Genomic DNA, 14,531 nt, shown 5'->3' with positions numbered 1-14,531 from the left:
GCACAGGAAGTCGGCGGCAGTCGGCGGCAGTCGGCATTGAGGTGAGGCAATGGGGCGACCTGTCGGGGCGACGGATCGGGGAAATTGCCGGTGACCTCCGGCGACGGCACCGCGAAGCCGGGTGCGGTACGGCGCAGGCTGCGGGTACGGGCCTCCGCCGTGCGACGCGCGCCGTTGCTGGCCGGGATGGCCGCCGTCATCGCCGTGACCGGTGCCGCCGACGTGCTCGTTCTCGCCTCGGCCGGCGCGGAGCCGTCCCGCACGACGGCGATCGCCGTCGCCGCCGCCGATGTGGCCGTCCTCGGCACCGCGGGGTTGTTCGCCGCGCGCGTCGCGACGCGCGCCAAAGCGGCGGTGCGCAGTACGCAGACGCTGCTGCTGGAGGCCACCAAGGAGAGCGACCAGCTGTGGAAGGTGATCGACAGCACCTCCGCCGTGATCTACATGCGCGACATCGACGGCCGCTACATCCTGGTCAACCGCGAGTTCGAGCTGCTGTTCAACGTCCAGCGGGAGACCATCGTCGGGCTGACCAGCCACGACCTGTTCCCGAAGGACATCGCGGACAGGTTCCGCGCCAACGATCTCAAGGCGCTGAAGCGCGGTGTGCCGATCCAGGTGGAGGAGGTCGCCCCGCACCCTGACGGCCCCCACATCTACATCACGGTGAAGTACCCGATCACCGACATGGACGGCCGTCCGCACGCGGTCTGCGGGATCTCCACGGACATCACCGACCTCAAGCGCGCCGAGAAGCACGTCAGCATGCTGATCACCGAGCTGGAGACGCGGGTGCGGGAGCGTACGGCCGAGCTGGAGGCGACGACCCGGGAGCTCGACGCCTTCGCGTATTCGGTGTCCCACGACCTGCGCGCCCCGCTCCGGACGATCGGCGGCTTCAGCGAGATCCTGCTCGAGGATTACGCCGCACAGCTCGACGCGACGGGCCTGGACTACCTCAAACGCGTCTGCACCGCGACGGAGCGCATGTCCGACCTGATCGACGCCCTGCTCAGCCTGTCCCACACCGCGCGGACCGAACTGGTGCGCCGCCCGGTCGACCTGGGCGAGGCGGCCCGCGAGATCCTCGCCGAACTCGCCGGCGCCGAACCCGGACGCGAGGTCGAGATCGTCATCGAGGACCTGCCCGCCACCGGCGACGCGACGCTGCTCGCCGTGGTGTTGCAGAACCTGCTCGCGAACGCCTGGAAGTTCACCGCGGGCCGCACACCCGCGCATATCCACGTGGGATCCATCGGGACCGGCGAGGACCGGACCTACTTCGTGGCCGACAACGGGGCCGGGTTCGACGCGCGGTACGCGAAGAAGCTGTTCACACCGTTCCAGCGCCTGCACAGTGCCGAAGAGTTCCCGGGCACCGGCATCGGGCTGGCGATCGTCTCGCGCATCGTCGGCCGACACGGCGGGCGGACCTGGGCGCGAAGTGTTCCCGGCCAGGGCGCCACGTTCTACTTCACGCTCGCACCGTCGGCCTCGGATTCACCCGTGAGCGAAAACGCCCCTGAGGATACGTGATTGAGGACGCTGGTGTCGGTCGCACTGCTTGATGACGGCAGTGAATCAGCTGGAGGTCTTCGCAGTCTCCTCGAGGAGCCGAATCGGTTCGCCTTCTTTCCACGGCGCGACCCGCAATGAAGGCTGGCCGACGCGACCTTGCTCAGGCTTTCGATATAAGTGAATCGGCCTGCATGCCGGGCGCCGCCAGCCGCGCGAACTCCAGTGGCCCGGTGATCTCGACAGGGCAAGGTCACCGGGCGCGTGAATCGGGCTGGATCAGCGGTAGTGGTTGTATTCGTGTGCAGGGCGCTTCGCCTTGCGGGTACCGGCGCGTGTCATAAGGCTGCGTACTCAGTGATGAGTGTTCTCCGAGGGACGCATTTGTCGGTGCCGGAATGCCGGGCTCCCGCCGTTCAAGGACCTGCACTGTGCTGCTGGCCGTAGTCACATGCCCGGCGAGCCAGCTCGCGGAACGCGGTCTCGGCCTGATGCGGCACGACGCCGTTTCCGGCCAGTCGCAGTGCGGCGATCCTGGACACGTCCGGGACTGCGGCGAGACAGTCGTCAGTTGGCAGCCCCATCAGCCAGGCACTGAACTCCGGTCGCATTCGTGGGGGACCGTGGCGCCCGGGTTCGGTCGGGTCGGGTGCCGGGCCAGTCGGGCGATCGCAGAGGTGAGCATCAGGTCGCCTTTTGACCCGCGCTGGTTCGGCCCGCCCTTCGGCCCGTCGGATGCCCTCGGTGTTGGGAACAGCATCGCCTCCGAGCGCGGTTCCGCCAGGACCGAGACCGCATCGTCCAGTCCCACTGAGTGGCCTCCGGCTCGGCGCACAGCAGGATCGGAGGCTCCCCGTCCGTCGCCGTCGCGGGCCTGGGGCGTGGGCAGCAGCTTCGAGGAGGCGCTGCGCGTGTTCGCCGGGGTTCCAGGCGAGGATGAACATGCGGGCTCGTCGGTGCGGGGCGCCGACCTCGGACGCTCGGAGGCATAGCCATTCCGTGTGGTACCCGCTGCCGGCCAGGTCGGCTTGGACTTGGTCGAGTCCTCGCTGTCGGAGTTGAGCAACGTTTTCCAGGAGCGCGAGATCGGGTCGTAGATCGCGAACGGCGGCTGCGACGGTGAACCAGAGGCCAGAACGGTTTCCTTTCTTCAGTCCTTCGCCGCGTCCGGCGATGGAGATGTCCTGGCACGGTCATCCGGCCGCGAGGATGTCGATGCCCGGCACCGCTGCTCGGTCGGTGAAATCCAGGGCGGTGATGTCGCCGAGGTTCGGTACGTGACGGTGGTGGTGCTTCAGTACTCGTGCTGCGTCGGGGTCGTTGTCGGCGAACCAGACGGGGCGTGCGCCGAACACGGACTTGGCGGCAAGGTCGAGGCCGCCGTATCCGGTGAACCGTCCGGATTCAGACCATGGCGACGGGTTTGACAGCCAGGTCTGGGGACAGCTCCGACCTGGCTGTCAAACGGAAAAGCATGGCACCATCCCGGTACGGTTCAAAATCGCAAACATGGTGCAACGAGACCCGGCCCGGCGATCATTCGCCGGGCCGGGTCTCGTTGCACATCCGGTGAGCTGTCAGTGGCCGCCCTCGTCGACTACTTCGACCATGGCGACGTTTGCCTGGATCTCTTCGGCGTGCAGTGCGGTGTTGACCGCCCAGTAGTAGATGGCGAGCGAGAACGCGGCGACCAGCGTCATGTCCCACCACAGCCCGATGTGGCCCTCTGCGCCCTGGCCGAAGCCGCCCTGCCAGGAGATCAGCCCCAGACCGAGCAGGTAGACCGGCAGCCACAACGCGGACTTGAACTGCATCCGCGGCGCGTAGGGCTTGCGGGTCGCGTGCGCGTACCAGGCGTAGCTGCCGAGCAGTGCGTATCCGACCGCCGTGAAGCCCGCCAGCCAGCGCAGTGTGTCCCAGCCGGACCAGTAGATGATCAGGCCCGCGACCGCGAAGGACAGCGGTGCGATCACGCCGCCGAGGGGCAGCCGGTAGGGCCGCTCGGCCTCCGGCAGTCGCTTGCGCAGCGCCCCGAACGCCAGCGGGGCGCCGGCGTACATCAGCACGCTGGCTGAGGTGATGAAGCCGACGAGCCGCTGCCAGCTGGGGAACGGCAGGAAGCAGAGCACGCCGATGCCGAGGGAGACCAGCAGGCCGAACCACGGCACGCCGCGCTTGTTGCTGCGCGCGAACAGCTGGGGCACCAGGCCGTTGCGGGCCATGCCGTAGGAGATGCGCGAGGTGGAGGCCGTGTAGATCAGGCCGGTGCCGCCGGGGGAGACGATGGCGTCGGCCCGCAGGATCAGTGCCAGCCAGCCCAGGCTGACGATCGAGGCCAGGCCGGCCCACGGACCGTCGATGCCCTTGTAGGCCAGGTTCGCCCAGCCGTGCACGAAGGTGCTGCCCGGCAAGGCGCCGATGTAGGACAGCTGCAGCAGCAGGTAGATGCCGGCACCGATGGCGACCGATCCGAGGACCGCGCGGGGGATGTCGCGCTCGGGGTTGCGCGACTCGCCGGCCAGCTGGATGGCCTGCTCGAAGCCCAGCAGCGCGAAGATGATGCCCGAGGTGCTGATCGCCGCCAGCATGCCCTTGGCGCCGAATGGGGCGAAGCCGTGCGAGGTGAAATTCGAGACCTCGAAGTGCCCGGCGGAGATCACGAAGATCGCCAGCAGCGGGATGAAGATCTTCCACCAGGTCGCGGAGGTGTTGACCCGGGCGAGCGCCTTGACGCCCAGGAAGTTCACCAGGACGAACACCGCCAGCAGTGCCAGCGCGACCAGGAAGCCGGTGTGGGTCAGCGTGCCGTCGGGGTTCTGCCAGCTCTTGGCCCAGCTGAAGTACCCGGCGTAGCCGATCATGGCCTCGACCTCGATCGGCGCCACGGTTGCCGCCTGAAGCCAGGAGAACCAGCCGAACGACATGCCGGCGAACCCGCCGAAGACGTAGTGCGGATACCGCGCGGTACCGCCGGCCACCGGGAACATGCCGCCGAGCTCGGCGTGCACCAAGGCGAGCAGCGTGATCGCCACGGCGCCGATGATCCACGACACGATCGCGGCGGGGCCGGCGACGACGACGGCCTTCTGGGCGCCGTACAGCCAGCCGGAACCGATGATCGAGCCGACGGAGGCCCAGGTCAGGCCGATGAGGCCGACTTCGCGCTTGAGGGATCGGGAGGAGCGGCCGGGGCCGCCGGAGGAGCCGGAGCCGGCCCGCGGAGTGAGGATTTCGACGGATGCCAAGGTGGGGCACCTTTCGGTCATGGCATGGGGGGCGGGTCCGCGTGTACTGCCGTGTTCGGCTTGTGTGCGGAATGTTTGCGGACGAGTCGCCCCAAAGTAGACCGAACATCATGCGAAGGACAGGCGCCGTTATTCGATTGAGACTTTTCGATTGACCGCCCGGGGCATCCAGGTGCCGCTTCTCCGGCAATGGATTGAACCACGCGGGTCAAGGGTCTCGACACGATCGCCATCCCGCCGGTATCTCAGGCCACGATCAAGCCGGGCCCCAATTCAAAGGAGCACCTATCCAGTCACCTCGAGGATTCCTGTCGCGAGTTGGCGGGCGTACACGGCGTCGAGGCCGTCGGGGCGGAAGAGGATGCGGTACATCAGGGGAGCGACGACACGGTCCATGACGGTCTCAACGGCGGGTGTCTGCTCGCCGCGTTCGGTGGCGCGGGTGAGGATGACGTCGATCTGTTCGGCGGCGTAGGCGGAGCAGCGGCCGGCGTTGCCGCCGTCCGGGTCGCCGAGCAGGGCGTCGCGGACGTAGGCGCGGCCGGAGGGGGAGGACATCTCGTCGAGGAACTGCTCGGCCCAGGCCGTCAGGTCGGAGCGGAGTGTGCCGTGATCGCCGGGTGTGGTGTCGGGTCGTAGCCGCTCGACCGCGACGTCCGAGAGCAGTTCCTGCAGGTCCCCCCACCGCCGGTAGACCGTCGACGGGGTCACCCCCGCGCGCTGGGCGATCATCGGCACGGTCAGGGCGTCCCGGCCCACCTCGGCGGACAGCTCGCGTACGGCGGCGTGCACCCCGGCCTGGACGCGTGCGCTGCGTCCGCCGGGGCGAACCATTTCTCTGCTCATGGATTCACTTTAAAGCGAAATCATTGCTTCTAGTGACTGCTCGTAGGCATGGCCGATCCGTAGGAGAACGCTCTCCTCGAGCGGTCGCCCGAGGAGTTGCATGCCGATCGGCAGCCCCGCCGTGTCCTGGCCGACCGGTACGGAGAGCGACGGTATTCCGGTGATGTTGGCGGGGGACGACAGACATACGTAGGCGTCGGAGACACCCTCGACGGTGCCGTCGGCCCAGGTGATTGTCTCCTGGCCGGCCTTGACGGCGGTCGCCGGGACGGTGGGGGCGGCGATCACGTCGACCTGCTGCAGCAGGTGGGCCCATTCCTGCCGCATGAGGGTGCGGGAACGCTGAGCGCGCAGGTAGTCCCCGGCGGGCATGAGTTCGCCGGCCTCGAGCAGGATCCGGACATCGGCCTGGTAGAGCTCGGGGACGGTGCGCAGGGTGCCCTCGTGGTACGCGGTGGTCTCGGGCACCATCAGAGCCCACTGGGTTGCCTGGATATAGCGCGTCATGGGGATCTGCACGTCGACGAGGCGTGCGCCGGGAGCTTGCAAGGTCGACGGCTTGCCGGACGGCATCTTCGACCTCGGGGTCGGTGTGGTCGAAGTAGTAGTCGCGGGGTACGCCGACGCGGAGCCCCGTCAGGTCCGGGCCGGCGGTCGGCCGGTAGTCCACGGCGGGTGCGGTCAGGGAGGCGGCGTCCCGGTGGTCGTGTCCGGCCAGGGCAGTCAGGACGAGGGTCGCGTCCTCGACGGTTCGGGTGATCGGGCCGACGTGGTCCAGTGACCAGGACAGGGAGGTGACGCCGTGGCGGGGGACGAGGCCGTAGGTCGGTTTGAGGCCCACCACCCCGTTGAGCACGGAGGGCACCCTGATGGACCCGCCGGTGTCGGTACCGAGGGCGAACGTGGCCATGCCGGCGGCGACGGCGACGGCGGATCCGCCCCTCGAGCCGCCCGCGACCCGGTCGGTGTCCCACGCGTTGTGGGTCTGCGGGGTGGTCAGGCCGTAGGCGAACTCGTGCGTGTGCGTCTTGCCCAGCAGGACGGCACCGGCCTGCGCCAGGCGCGTGGCGACCGTGCTGTCGGTCTGCGCCCGGTGGCCGGCGCGGACTCGGGAGCCGGGCGTCGTCGCCGCGCCCGCGACGTCGATCAGATCTTTGACACCCATGGGGATGCCGTGCAGCGGACCGCGATAGCGGCCGGCCGCGATCTCGTGTTCTGCTTCACGCGCGGCCTTGCGGGCTCGCTCGGCGGTGATGGTGACGTAGGCCTGAAGCTGCGGCTCCAACTGCGCGATGCGCTGAAGGGTCGAGCCCACCAGCTCGACGGGGGACAGCTGCCGTTCCCGGATCGCGTCGGCGGCTGCGGCCAGGGACAGTTCATACGGCTGCATCGTGGATCTCCCTTCCCGCGCGGTAGGCGGTGGCCGGCGGGGTGTCGCCGAAGTCCAGCTCGCGCAGCACCTCCACGACGGAGCTGATGTGGTTGGCGACGGCCGCGACCGCCGCGTGGCGATCGGCGGGCAGGTGGAGCCCGGCGCGGGCGGCCCAGCGGGCCGCCTGGAATCGGCGAACCGCTCGACGAAGTTTCTTCGGGTACGGGCCGCCGCGTCGGGGCCGGTGTCCATCTCCGCCGACCAGTCGGGGTGGGCGATCTGCATCGGGAAGTGCAGCAGGTCGCCTGTGATGACGGCGCTCTCGCCGGCGTCCTCGATCAGCACCGAGACGTGGCCCGGAGTGCGCCCGGCCGTGGGAATCAGCGAGATCCCGGGGACGACGGCTCGGCCAGGCTCGACCCACCTGATCAGGCCCGCGTCCGCGAACGGAGGCGGACGTCTCGCCAAGGCCGGTCGTTGCGGCTGGTCGAGGATCCGGCCGGTCGGCGCCGTGCTGGCGGAGCAGAACGACTAATGGGCCGAAGGGCGCCGCTACATAGGCCTGGAAGTCCTGGCCACGATCCGATGCCTCACCGCCACCGGCAATAAGGACGGCGAGCCGATCACCGAACCAGCGCCCTGAGTGCCTAACCTGAACACAGATCGCTCGCTGGCCACCTCATGCACCACCAGCGCGGACGCGGCCGGCTGAGCCAGCGGCGAGATGCGCTGCCGGGGCGGCTCGATCGGGCCGCCGCCGCCGACGTACAGCAGCTGTCAGCGGTGCTGGCTGAATCGCCGTCCGAGAACAGGAGCGGATCCGGAGCCGAGTTTGAAGGGCCGGTCAGGGACGGTGTTTCGAGATGCTCCCTGGACCATCCTGGACCATGGCTTGCAAGATCCCTGGTGTCCGTTCCGGCGGAGGGCTGCCAGGCGCAGGCTCGTTGGCCTTGTAGTTGGCAAGATTGGTCCGGTCGACTGACGGGAAGTCTGTTCAGACTAATCTTGCCGTTCCCGCGGTCAGGTCATCGCGGTGGGCGGGCGAGGAATGCGAACTTGGCGTCGGGGTCGAAGCCGCATGCCTTGTAGAACGCGTGGGTGGATGGCCGTTGGGAGCCGGTCATCAACATCGCCTTGTAGCAGCCGGCGTCCCATGCGGCTTGGAGCGTGTCCGCCATGATGCGTTTGCCCAGGCCAGTTCCGCGCAGCGCCTTTTCGACGACGACGTTTTCGATGACCGCGTATGGTGCGGCGGATCGGGTGAGGTTGGGAATCAAGTTCAGGTAGGTGGAGGCAACGACGGCGCCGTCGACTTCGAGGACGAACAGGTGCAGGCCCTGCCGATCGATGATCGCGGCGAACGCGGTCGCGTCCGAGCCGTCCGTGACTTCCGGGCCGTTTGGGTTCAACTGTCGGTAAAGGCGTTGAACGTGTTCGAAATCGTCAAGACCGGCCTCACGGAAGACAAGCACGCCTCAAGAGAGGCTTGAACGGAGTCCACTGGTCGAAGCCGTGCCGTTGCAACTCGACGACGTCGCCCGCCGCGCCGGACTGGGCGTTGGCACCGTCTACCGTCGCTTCCCCACTGCCGAGGCGCTGGTGGAGACCCTCGCGACGCCCTGCCTGGAGGCCCTCGCCGCCCACGGCGAGCGGGCGCTGGTCGACGACGATCCCTGGCGCGCCTTCGCCGGATTCCTGTCCCGCACCGTCGAAGCACAGGCCGCGGAGGTTTCTCTGGCGCCGGTCGTCGCCGCGTCCACGGACGCCCTGCCGCGCACCACCGAACTGAAGCAGACCCTGTGGTCGGTCGGCGCGAGCCTGTTCGACCGAGCCCGCGTCGCCGGAGTCGTGCACGGCGATCTGACCTCCGACGACATGGTCCCGCTCATGTGCAGGATCGCCTTTGCCGCGAACGTCCACGACGGCGATTACGCCGCTCGCGCTGAGGTCGCTCAGCGTTACCTGACAGCTCTGCTTGAGGGGTTGCACGTCCAGGCTCGGCGCTGATGAAGAACACCGGCATGTCTTCCCCATCGAAGTTTAGAAACTCAACAACTGGCTCTCTTTTCTAAACTACATGGTGTACGGTCTCACCCATGCGCACCTACGGACAGTTCTGCGGCATCGCGAAAGCCTTGGACTTGGTCGGCGACCGGTGGACCCTGCTGATAGTGCGGGAGCTGCTCGCCCTCGGGCCCTGCCGGCACACCGATCTGCGTAACGGGCTGCCCGGCATCGCCAGCAACCTGCTCGTGGAACGGCTGCGGGAACTCGAGCAGGCGGGCCTGATCCAGCGCGAAGCGGCACCGCCACCGGTCGCCACCACCCTGTTCTCGCTGACGGACCGGGGACTGGAGCTGGAGTCGGTGTTGCAGGAACTCGGCCGGTGGGGCCTTCCGCTCCTGCACGAACCTCTCGCCACCGACAGCTTCCGCACCCACTGGCTCGCGGTACCCGCCCGGCGCCTGGTCGATCACACCCCGGACCGGCCGCCGGTTCTGCTGCAACTGCACGCCGACGGCAACGAGGATCTGGTCATCGAGGTCATCGGAGGCGCCGTCCACACGCACCCCGGGCGAGCCGACAGCCCGTCCGCCGCGCTGACCGGCACTCCCGAGCTCCTCACCGCGGTGCTGAGCGGGGAGCTCGACCTCGCCGAGGCGCAGGACCAGGGACTCCGTCTCGACGGCGACCCCGATGCGCTGCTCCGGGTGCTGCCGCGCACCGCACACTGATCTCGGTCGCAGCACCCACCCACATACCTGGACCGTCGTACGTGGACGGCCCTGTGATCAGCCCTGACCACGTCATGGATCGTACCCATAACTAAAGGATTTGACATGAAGGTTCTACTGTTCGGCGCCAGTGGCAACATCGGCCTGGCCATCGCCCAGGAGCTGCTCTCCCGCGGGCACTCCGTCACCGGTGTCACCCGTCGGGGCGCGATCGAAGGACTGGTCCACGAGCGCTTCACCGCCGTCGCCGGCGACGCCACCGATCCCGCCACCGTCGCTGATCTCGCCGTGTCGCACGACGCCGTGGCCTCCGCGGTCGGTCCCAAGGTGGGCCGGGAGAGCGACCGGGACACGATCGTCGGCGCCACCGAAGCTCTGATAGCAGGACTGCGCGAGGCAGGCGTCACCCGGCTCGTGACGATCGGCGGCGCCGGCAGCCTTGAGGCGGCCCCGGGACGACGCGTCATTGACGACCCGGACTTCCCCCAGCTGTGGAGGGCGAACGCCGAGGCGCAGATCGAGGCACTCGGGCTCTACCGCGAGGTCGACGACCTGGAATGGACGTTCATATCGCCTGCGGCACACATCGGTCCGGGCGAGCGCACCGGCGTCTTCCGCATCGGTGGCGACCAGCTGCTCACCGACAGCGCAGGCAAGAGCGAGATCACCTATGCCGACTACGCGGTCGCCTTCGTCGACGAACTCGGACGGAACACCGCGATCCGCCGCCGGATCACCGTCGCCTACTGACCCGGTACCGCGCAACGCCGCTCGCGACCGGCGGGTGGAGAAAGGCAGGACCGTCCATGAGCGCCTCATCGCCTGCCGCGTCGGATCGCGGCACCGCCAGCCGAACCCGGCTCGTCATCATCCTCGGCGCGCTGGTCGCGCTGGGTCCGTTGTCCACCGATGCGTATGTGCCCGGGTTGCCAGAGCTTACGCGGGACCTCGGCTCCAGCACTTCCAGCACCCAACTCACGATCACCGCCTGTCTGCTGGGCCTCGCCGCCGGGCAGCTGCTCGCCGGACCGCTCAGTGACGCACTCGGGCGGCGACGCCCGCTGCTGGCCGGGCTCGCGCTCTACACCGTGGCCGGCCTCCTGTGCGCCCTCGCCCCCGATGTCTGGGTGCTGGTGGGGCTGCGCGCCGTGCAGGGCATCGGCGGCGCAGCCGGCATCGTCATCGCCAACGCCGTGGTCCGCGACCGCACCTCCGGCACCGCCGCGGCGAAGTTCTTCTCGCTGCTCATTCTGGTGAGCGGGCTGGCGCCGGTGTTCGCGCCGATCGCTGGCGGCCAACTGCTGCGGGTGACGTCCTGGCAGGGGATCTTCGTGGCCCTCGCGGTGTTGAGTGCCGCGATGCTTCTCGTCTCCGCTATCGGGCTTCCGGAGACCCTGCCGACCGAGCGCCGACACCGAGGTGGCCTGCGCACCGTGGGTCCGGTCTTCGCCCAGCTGCTCTCCGACCGCGTATTCACCGGCTACGTCCTGGCGAACGGCTTCGCCTTCGCGGCGATGTTCGCCTACATCTCCGGATCGCCGTTCGTCCTGCAGGACATCCACGGGCTCACCCCGCAGCAGTACAGCGCGGTATTCGCCGGGAACGCCCTGGGCCTGGTCGCAGCCGGCCAGGTGAGCGGCCGCATCGTGCACCGGGTCGGCGCCCGGACCCTGCTGTCCGCCGGGCTGACCGGCTCCGCAGTGGGCGGTCTGGCAGTACTGGCCGTGGTGCTCACCGACGCGGGACTCACCGCCCTGTTGGCCGGGCTGTTCGTGATGGTCGCCAGTGTCGGACTCGTCCTGCCGAACGCGGCGGCTCTCGCATTGCAGAACCACGGCGAGCACGCCGGGTCGGCAGCCGCACTACTGGGCTTCTCCCAGTTCCTGATCGGCGGTGCGCTTGCCCCGCTGGCGGGCGCAGCCGGTGCGAGGAGCGCCCTACCAATGGCCGTCACCGTCGCAGCATTGGGCGTGGCCTCTCTGCTGGTCTTCACTCTGCTGATCCGCTCATCGCAGAACGGGAACACGGCGTCGCCGCTCTCGACGACGCCCGAGCCCGAGGCCGCGTCCCGGGTGGGAAACCCAACCTGATCAACAACGCGCGGTCATGACCGTCCATCCGTCTCATGAAGGAGAACCTCCGTGCCCAGCCTGCGAAGCCGCGCTATCGCCACGGGGGCGAGCCTGCCACGCCTTCGGGCCCAGCGAGTCGGCGACATCGATCCTGGTGAGGACATCCATCGTGGAGCCGTGGTCCTGATGGCGATGTCCGCTGGGCTCGGATTGAACGTGCTGCTCGGTCAGCGTCCCGCCGCCGATGCTTTTGAAGCCGTATGCCACCATTTCAGATGGCTGTTTCATTGACCGGGCGCATGACTCGCAGTGCTCTGTGATTCATGCACCGGCCCGGTGACCGCATTCCTGCACGGTCTCCAGCGGCCTGCTGGAACTGCGGGCCCGCTTGGTCCGTGAGCCTGCGGACCTTGACCGGCTGTGCCGCTGGCCTTCCTCCTTCAGTCGTCGAGGCTGTCGAGCGCGGTCTCGGCGTAGTGGGGCCAGGCGTGGGCGTGGGCGACGGGGATGGCGACCCAGTCTTTGAACGGGCGGTGCTTGCCGGAGGGATCGAAGAGTTCGGCTCCGGACAGGGCAAGGGCCTCGGCGTGCGCGGGGGTGCCGTCGCCCAACCGGAAAGCCAACAGGTCGCCCTTGAGGCAGGCGAATGCCTTGCCGTGGGCTTTGAGGCCGCGTTTGCCGAACATCGCTCCGGCGGTGGCACCGCGTACAGCGAGGTCGGTGGCGATCTCGTCAAACAGGTCGTCAGAGGTCATTTGTCGGGTCCTCGCTCCATCGAGTTGAGACGTCTCGCCACATCCAACCGGCACACAGCCCGCCAGCGCCAGCCGGTAGACCTTCTCGGTCATGGCACTAGCCGGCCGGGCGAGAAGGCGAGCACCTTGATACTGCGGCACATGTCCGGGCTGGGGACCGAATCTGGATCCGGTCCCCAGCTGTGCCCATCCTGCGCTGTTGGGCGGGACCAGCCGGCGGGTCCGGCAGGGCTCGGACCAGTCGCAGCATCGCGTCCTTGCCTGGGCCGGCGGATGTTGCCTCGGTGCGCCTGGCGCCAGCGTGCGACGTGCTCGCGCAGCCGCAGCTGAAGTGTCGAGCGTTCGCAGTGGAATGTCAGGTGCGGGACCTGCTCGCCGAAGGTCACTTCCTATAGTCGGCGTCGTCGCAGAACAAGCGCCGGATCGTGAGTTTCAAGACCGTGTTCTGTCCGCCGGCCGCCGCGACGACCACGTTGCGCACATACCGGGTGAAACAGTCGTGATTTGGTGCCGCAGCCACCAAGGGTCCTAGGGTTTGCTCACCAAGTATCCGAGCGTTTGGTGGTGATCTTCGCTAAGGTCGCCGATCATGGGGATATTCAAGCGGTTGTCGGAACGGGATCGCTTCGGGCAGGAGGTCGCTGCGCGTATTGCCGCCGACAACCGGGTCGCCTCGGCCGTATACGATCCCGACGGTTTCAAAGTCACCGTCCGCCGGCACGACGGCGCTGGCGAGGGCGAGGTGTTCCTCGGTAACGCCTTCCGCGAGCGCGAACGCCTCGACGCCGACGAGCGGCGCGTGCAGCTGGACCGGCTCGCCTCGAACGTGGCACCGCCGCCGGTGCCCACCGGCTGGGCCGAAGTCCGGCCGGCGCTGCGTCCGGTGCTGCGCCAAGCCGACTTCGGTATGGGCCATGACGGCATACCGGATGTGCTGTCGCGGCCCGCGCAGCCGTGTCTCAGTGAGTTCGTGGTGATCGACACGCCGGAGGCGATGGCGTACCCGACCCCGCGGGACCTCGACCAATGGGGGGTGAGCGCGCAGGAGGTCTTCGCGGCGGCGCACGAGAACCTGGCCCACGAGTTCCGCAACCTTTTGGAGGAGCGCGGCGACGCCGCACCCGCGGCCACCGACTTCATGGGAGTGACCCACACCTACCTCGGCTCGCTGATCCTCCTGGAGGGCTGGCTCGCGACCTGGTCGGCGGGCTGGGACCGGCGGCCGCTGGTGTTCGTCCCGGACCAGGGCGGGATGCTGGTCGTGCCGGAACCGCAGAGCCCTGATGATCTGATCGCACTGCTGGACCGCGAGCAGACACGATGGGGCGAGGCGGTCCGCTCGATCTCCCCGGTCGCCTACACACTCGACGACGCCGGGCGGGTCGTGCCATACGACGTGCCGGCGGGCCACCCCGCGCGCGACGTGGTCCGCCGCGGCTGGGGAGCACTGGCCTCGGTCGTCTACTCGACCCAGACCGAACGGCTCCGGGCCGCGGCCAGGCCCGGCGACCCGTTTGCCGCCGCCTTCTCGCGCTACGGCCGACCCGGCACCGACACCACGTTCACCCTGGCCACGTGGAGCAATGACCAGCCCACACTGCTGCCGGAGGCGGAGTGGATCGCCTTCCCGGAGAACGGCGACGACGAACAGTTCTTCGCCACCTGGGAGGTCGTGGCGGAGGAGACCGGACTCGTCCCCGAGCCCGGCTACCACCCCACCCGATACCTGGTGAGCGACTGGCCGGAGCCGGAGGCCATGTCGCGACTGCGGGCTCGGGCCTCGACGCCGTAGCCTACGGGGTCTGCGCCGGGGCCGCAGGGCCCACTGACCAGGCCGCATCATCGCCGACGACAATCCCGCCGCAGGTCTCATGGCAGGGTTTCCGCGGGCCAAGGCCGGCGTCGGCCGCCAACTCGGTCCCGCTTCTGCTCGGCCTGCTCGCCAACGCAGTCAGTGGCCGAACGCTGGTGGCCTGCCTGGCCCTGGTAGT

General features: G+C 68.7%; 11 protein-coding genes and 4 pseudogenes. 8 read left to right on the top strand and 7 right to left on the bottom strand.

Annotation, left to right across the window (positions count from 1 at the left end; translation table 11 throughout):
- The first annotated feature begins 90 nt into the window (after positions 1–90).
- Positions 91–1,536 (top strand): ATP-binding protein, encoded by a 1,446-nt coding sequence (locus ABIA35_RS06695; protein ID WP_370357297.1) that lies wholly within the window; start codon positions 91–93, stop codon positions 1,534–1,536.
- A gap of 395 nt (positions 1,537–1,931) precedes the next feature.
- Here ABIA35_RS06695 and ABIA35_RS06690 read toward each other — a convergent pair.
- From ABIA35_RS06690 to ABIA35_RS06670, 5 genes and pseudogenes are all read right to left on the bottom strand, one after another.
- Positions 1,932–2,945, bottom strand: a pseudogene (locus ABIA35_RS06690) (DNA cytosine methyltransferase).
- Between the two features lie 147 nt (positions 2,946–3,092).
- Positions 3,093–4,760: an APC family permease gene (locus ABIA35_RS06685; RefSeq protein ID WP_370357296.1), complete on the bottom strand. Its 1,668-nt coding sequence runs from the start codon at positions 4,758–4,760 to the stop codon at positions 3,093–3,095.
- Positions 4,761–5,045: 285 nt separating this feature from the next.
- Positions 5,046–5,606, bottom strand: coding sequence for a TetR/AcrR family transcriptional regulator (locus ABIA35_RS06680; protein WP_370357295.1), 561 nt, complete (start codon positions 5,604–5,606; stop codon positions 5,046–5,048).
- Positions 5,607–5,615: 9 nt separating this feature from the next.
- Positions 5,616–6,996: pseudogene (locus ABIA35_RS06675) on the bottom strand (amidase).
- Positions 6,983–7,165 (bottom strand): annotated as a pseudogene (locus tag ABIA35_RS06670) (hypothetical protein); the annotation flags it as partial. The pseudogenes ABIA35_RS06675 and ABIA35_RS06670, both read right to left, overlap by 14 nt.
- Positions 7,166–7,471: 306 nt before the next feature.
- Here ABIA35_RS06670 and ABIA35_RS06665 point away from each other — a divergent pair.
- Positions 7,472–7,621 (top strand): annotated as a pseudogene (locus ABIA35_RS06665) (IS256 family transposase); the annotation flags it as partial.
- A 382-nt stretch (positions 7,622–8,003) separates the two neighbouring features.
- Here ABIA35_RS06665 and ABIA35_RS06660 read toward each other — a convergent pair.
- Entirely contained in the window at positions 8,004–8,450 is a 447-nt protein-coding gene (locus tag ABIA35_RS06660; RefSeq protein WP_370357294.1) for an N-acetyltransferase family protein, read from the bottom strand.
- A gap of 40 nt (positions 8,451–8,490) precedes the next feature.
- Here ABIA35_RS06660 and ABIA35_RS06655 point away from each other — a divergent pair, with 40 nt between their 5' ends.
- From ABIA35_RS06655 to ABIA35_RS06635, 5 genes are all read left to right on the top strand, one after another.
- Entirely contained in the window at positions 8,491–8,985 is a 495-nt protein-coding gene (locus ABIA35_RS06655; protein WP_370357293.1) for a TetR/AcrR family transcriptional regulator, read from the top strand.
- Between the two features lie 89 nt (positions 8,986–9,074).
- Positions 9,075–9,713 (top strand): winged helix-turn-helix transcriptional regulator, encoded by a 639-nt coding sequence (locus ABIA35_RS06650; protein ID WP_370357292.1) that lies wholly within the window; start codon positions 9,075–9,077, stop codon positions 9,711–9,713.
- A gap of 105 nt (positions 9,714–9,818) precedes the next feature.
- Positions 9,819–10,463: an NAD(P)-dependent oxidoreductase gene (locus ABIA35_RS06645; protein WP_370357291.1), complete on the top strand. Its 645-nt coding sequence runs from the start codon at positions 9,819–9,821 to the stop codon at positions 10,461–10,463.
- Between the two features lie 56 nt (positions 10,464–10,519).
- The gene (locus tag ABIA35_RS06640) at positions 10,520–11,803 is read left to right on the top strand and encodes a multidrug effflux MFS transporter (RefSeq protein ID WP_370357290.1); all 1,284 of its coding nucleotides are present in this window, start codon (positions 10,520–10,522) and stop codon (positions 11,801–11,803) included.
- Between the two features lie 51 nt (positions 11,804–11,854).
- Positions 11,855–12,076 (top strand): hypothetical protein, encoded by a 222-nt coding sequence (locus ABIA35_RS06635; protein ID WP_370357289.1) that lies wholly within the window; start codon positions 11,855–11,857, stop codon positions 12,074–12,076.
- Positions 12,077–12,225: 149 nt separating this feature from the next.
- On the opposite strand, the gene ABIA35_RS06630 is transcribed toward ABIA35_RS06635, so the two are convergent.
- Entirely contained in the window at positions 12,226–12,540 is a 315-nt protein-coding gene (locus tag ABIA35_RS06630) for a hypothetical protein (protein ID WP_370357288.1), read from the bottom strand.
- Between the two features lie 589 nt (positions 12,541–13,129).
- Here ABIA35_RS06630 and ABIA35_RS06625 point away from each other — a divergent pair.
- Positions 13,130–14,332, top strand: coding sequence for a hypothetical protein (locus ABIA35_RS06625; RefSeq protein WP_370357287.1), 1,203 nt, complete (start codon positions 13,130–13,132; stop codon positions 14,330–14,332).
- Positions 14,333–14,531 lie beyond the last annotated feature (199 nt).

This window comes from Catenulispora sp. MAP12-49, from assembly GCF_041262705.1.
GTDB lineage: Bacteria > Actinomycetota > Actinomycetes > Streptomycetales > Catenulisporaceae > Catenulispora.
The sequence above is the reverse complement of the archived record's forward strand: the minus strand, read 5'-3'. Positions and strand labels throughout refer to the sequence as shown.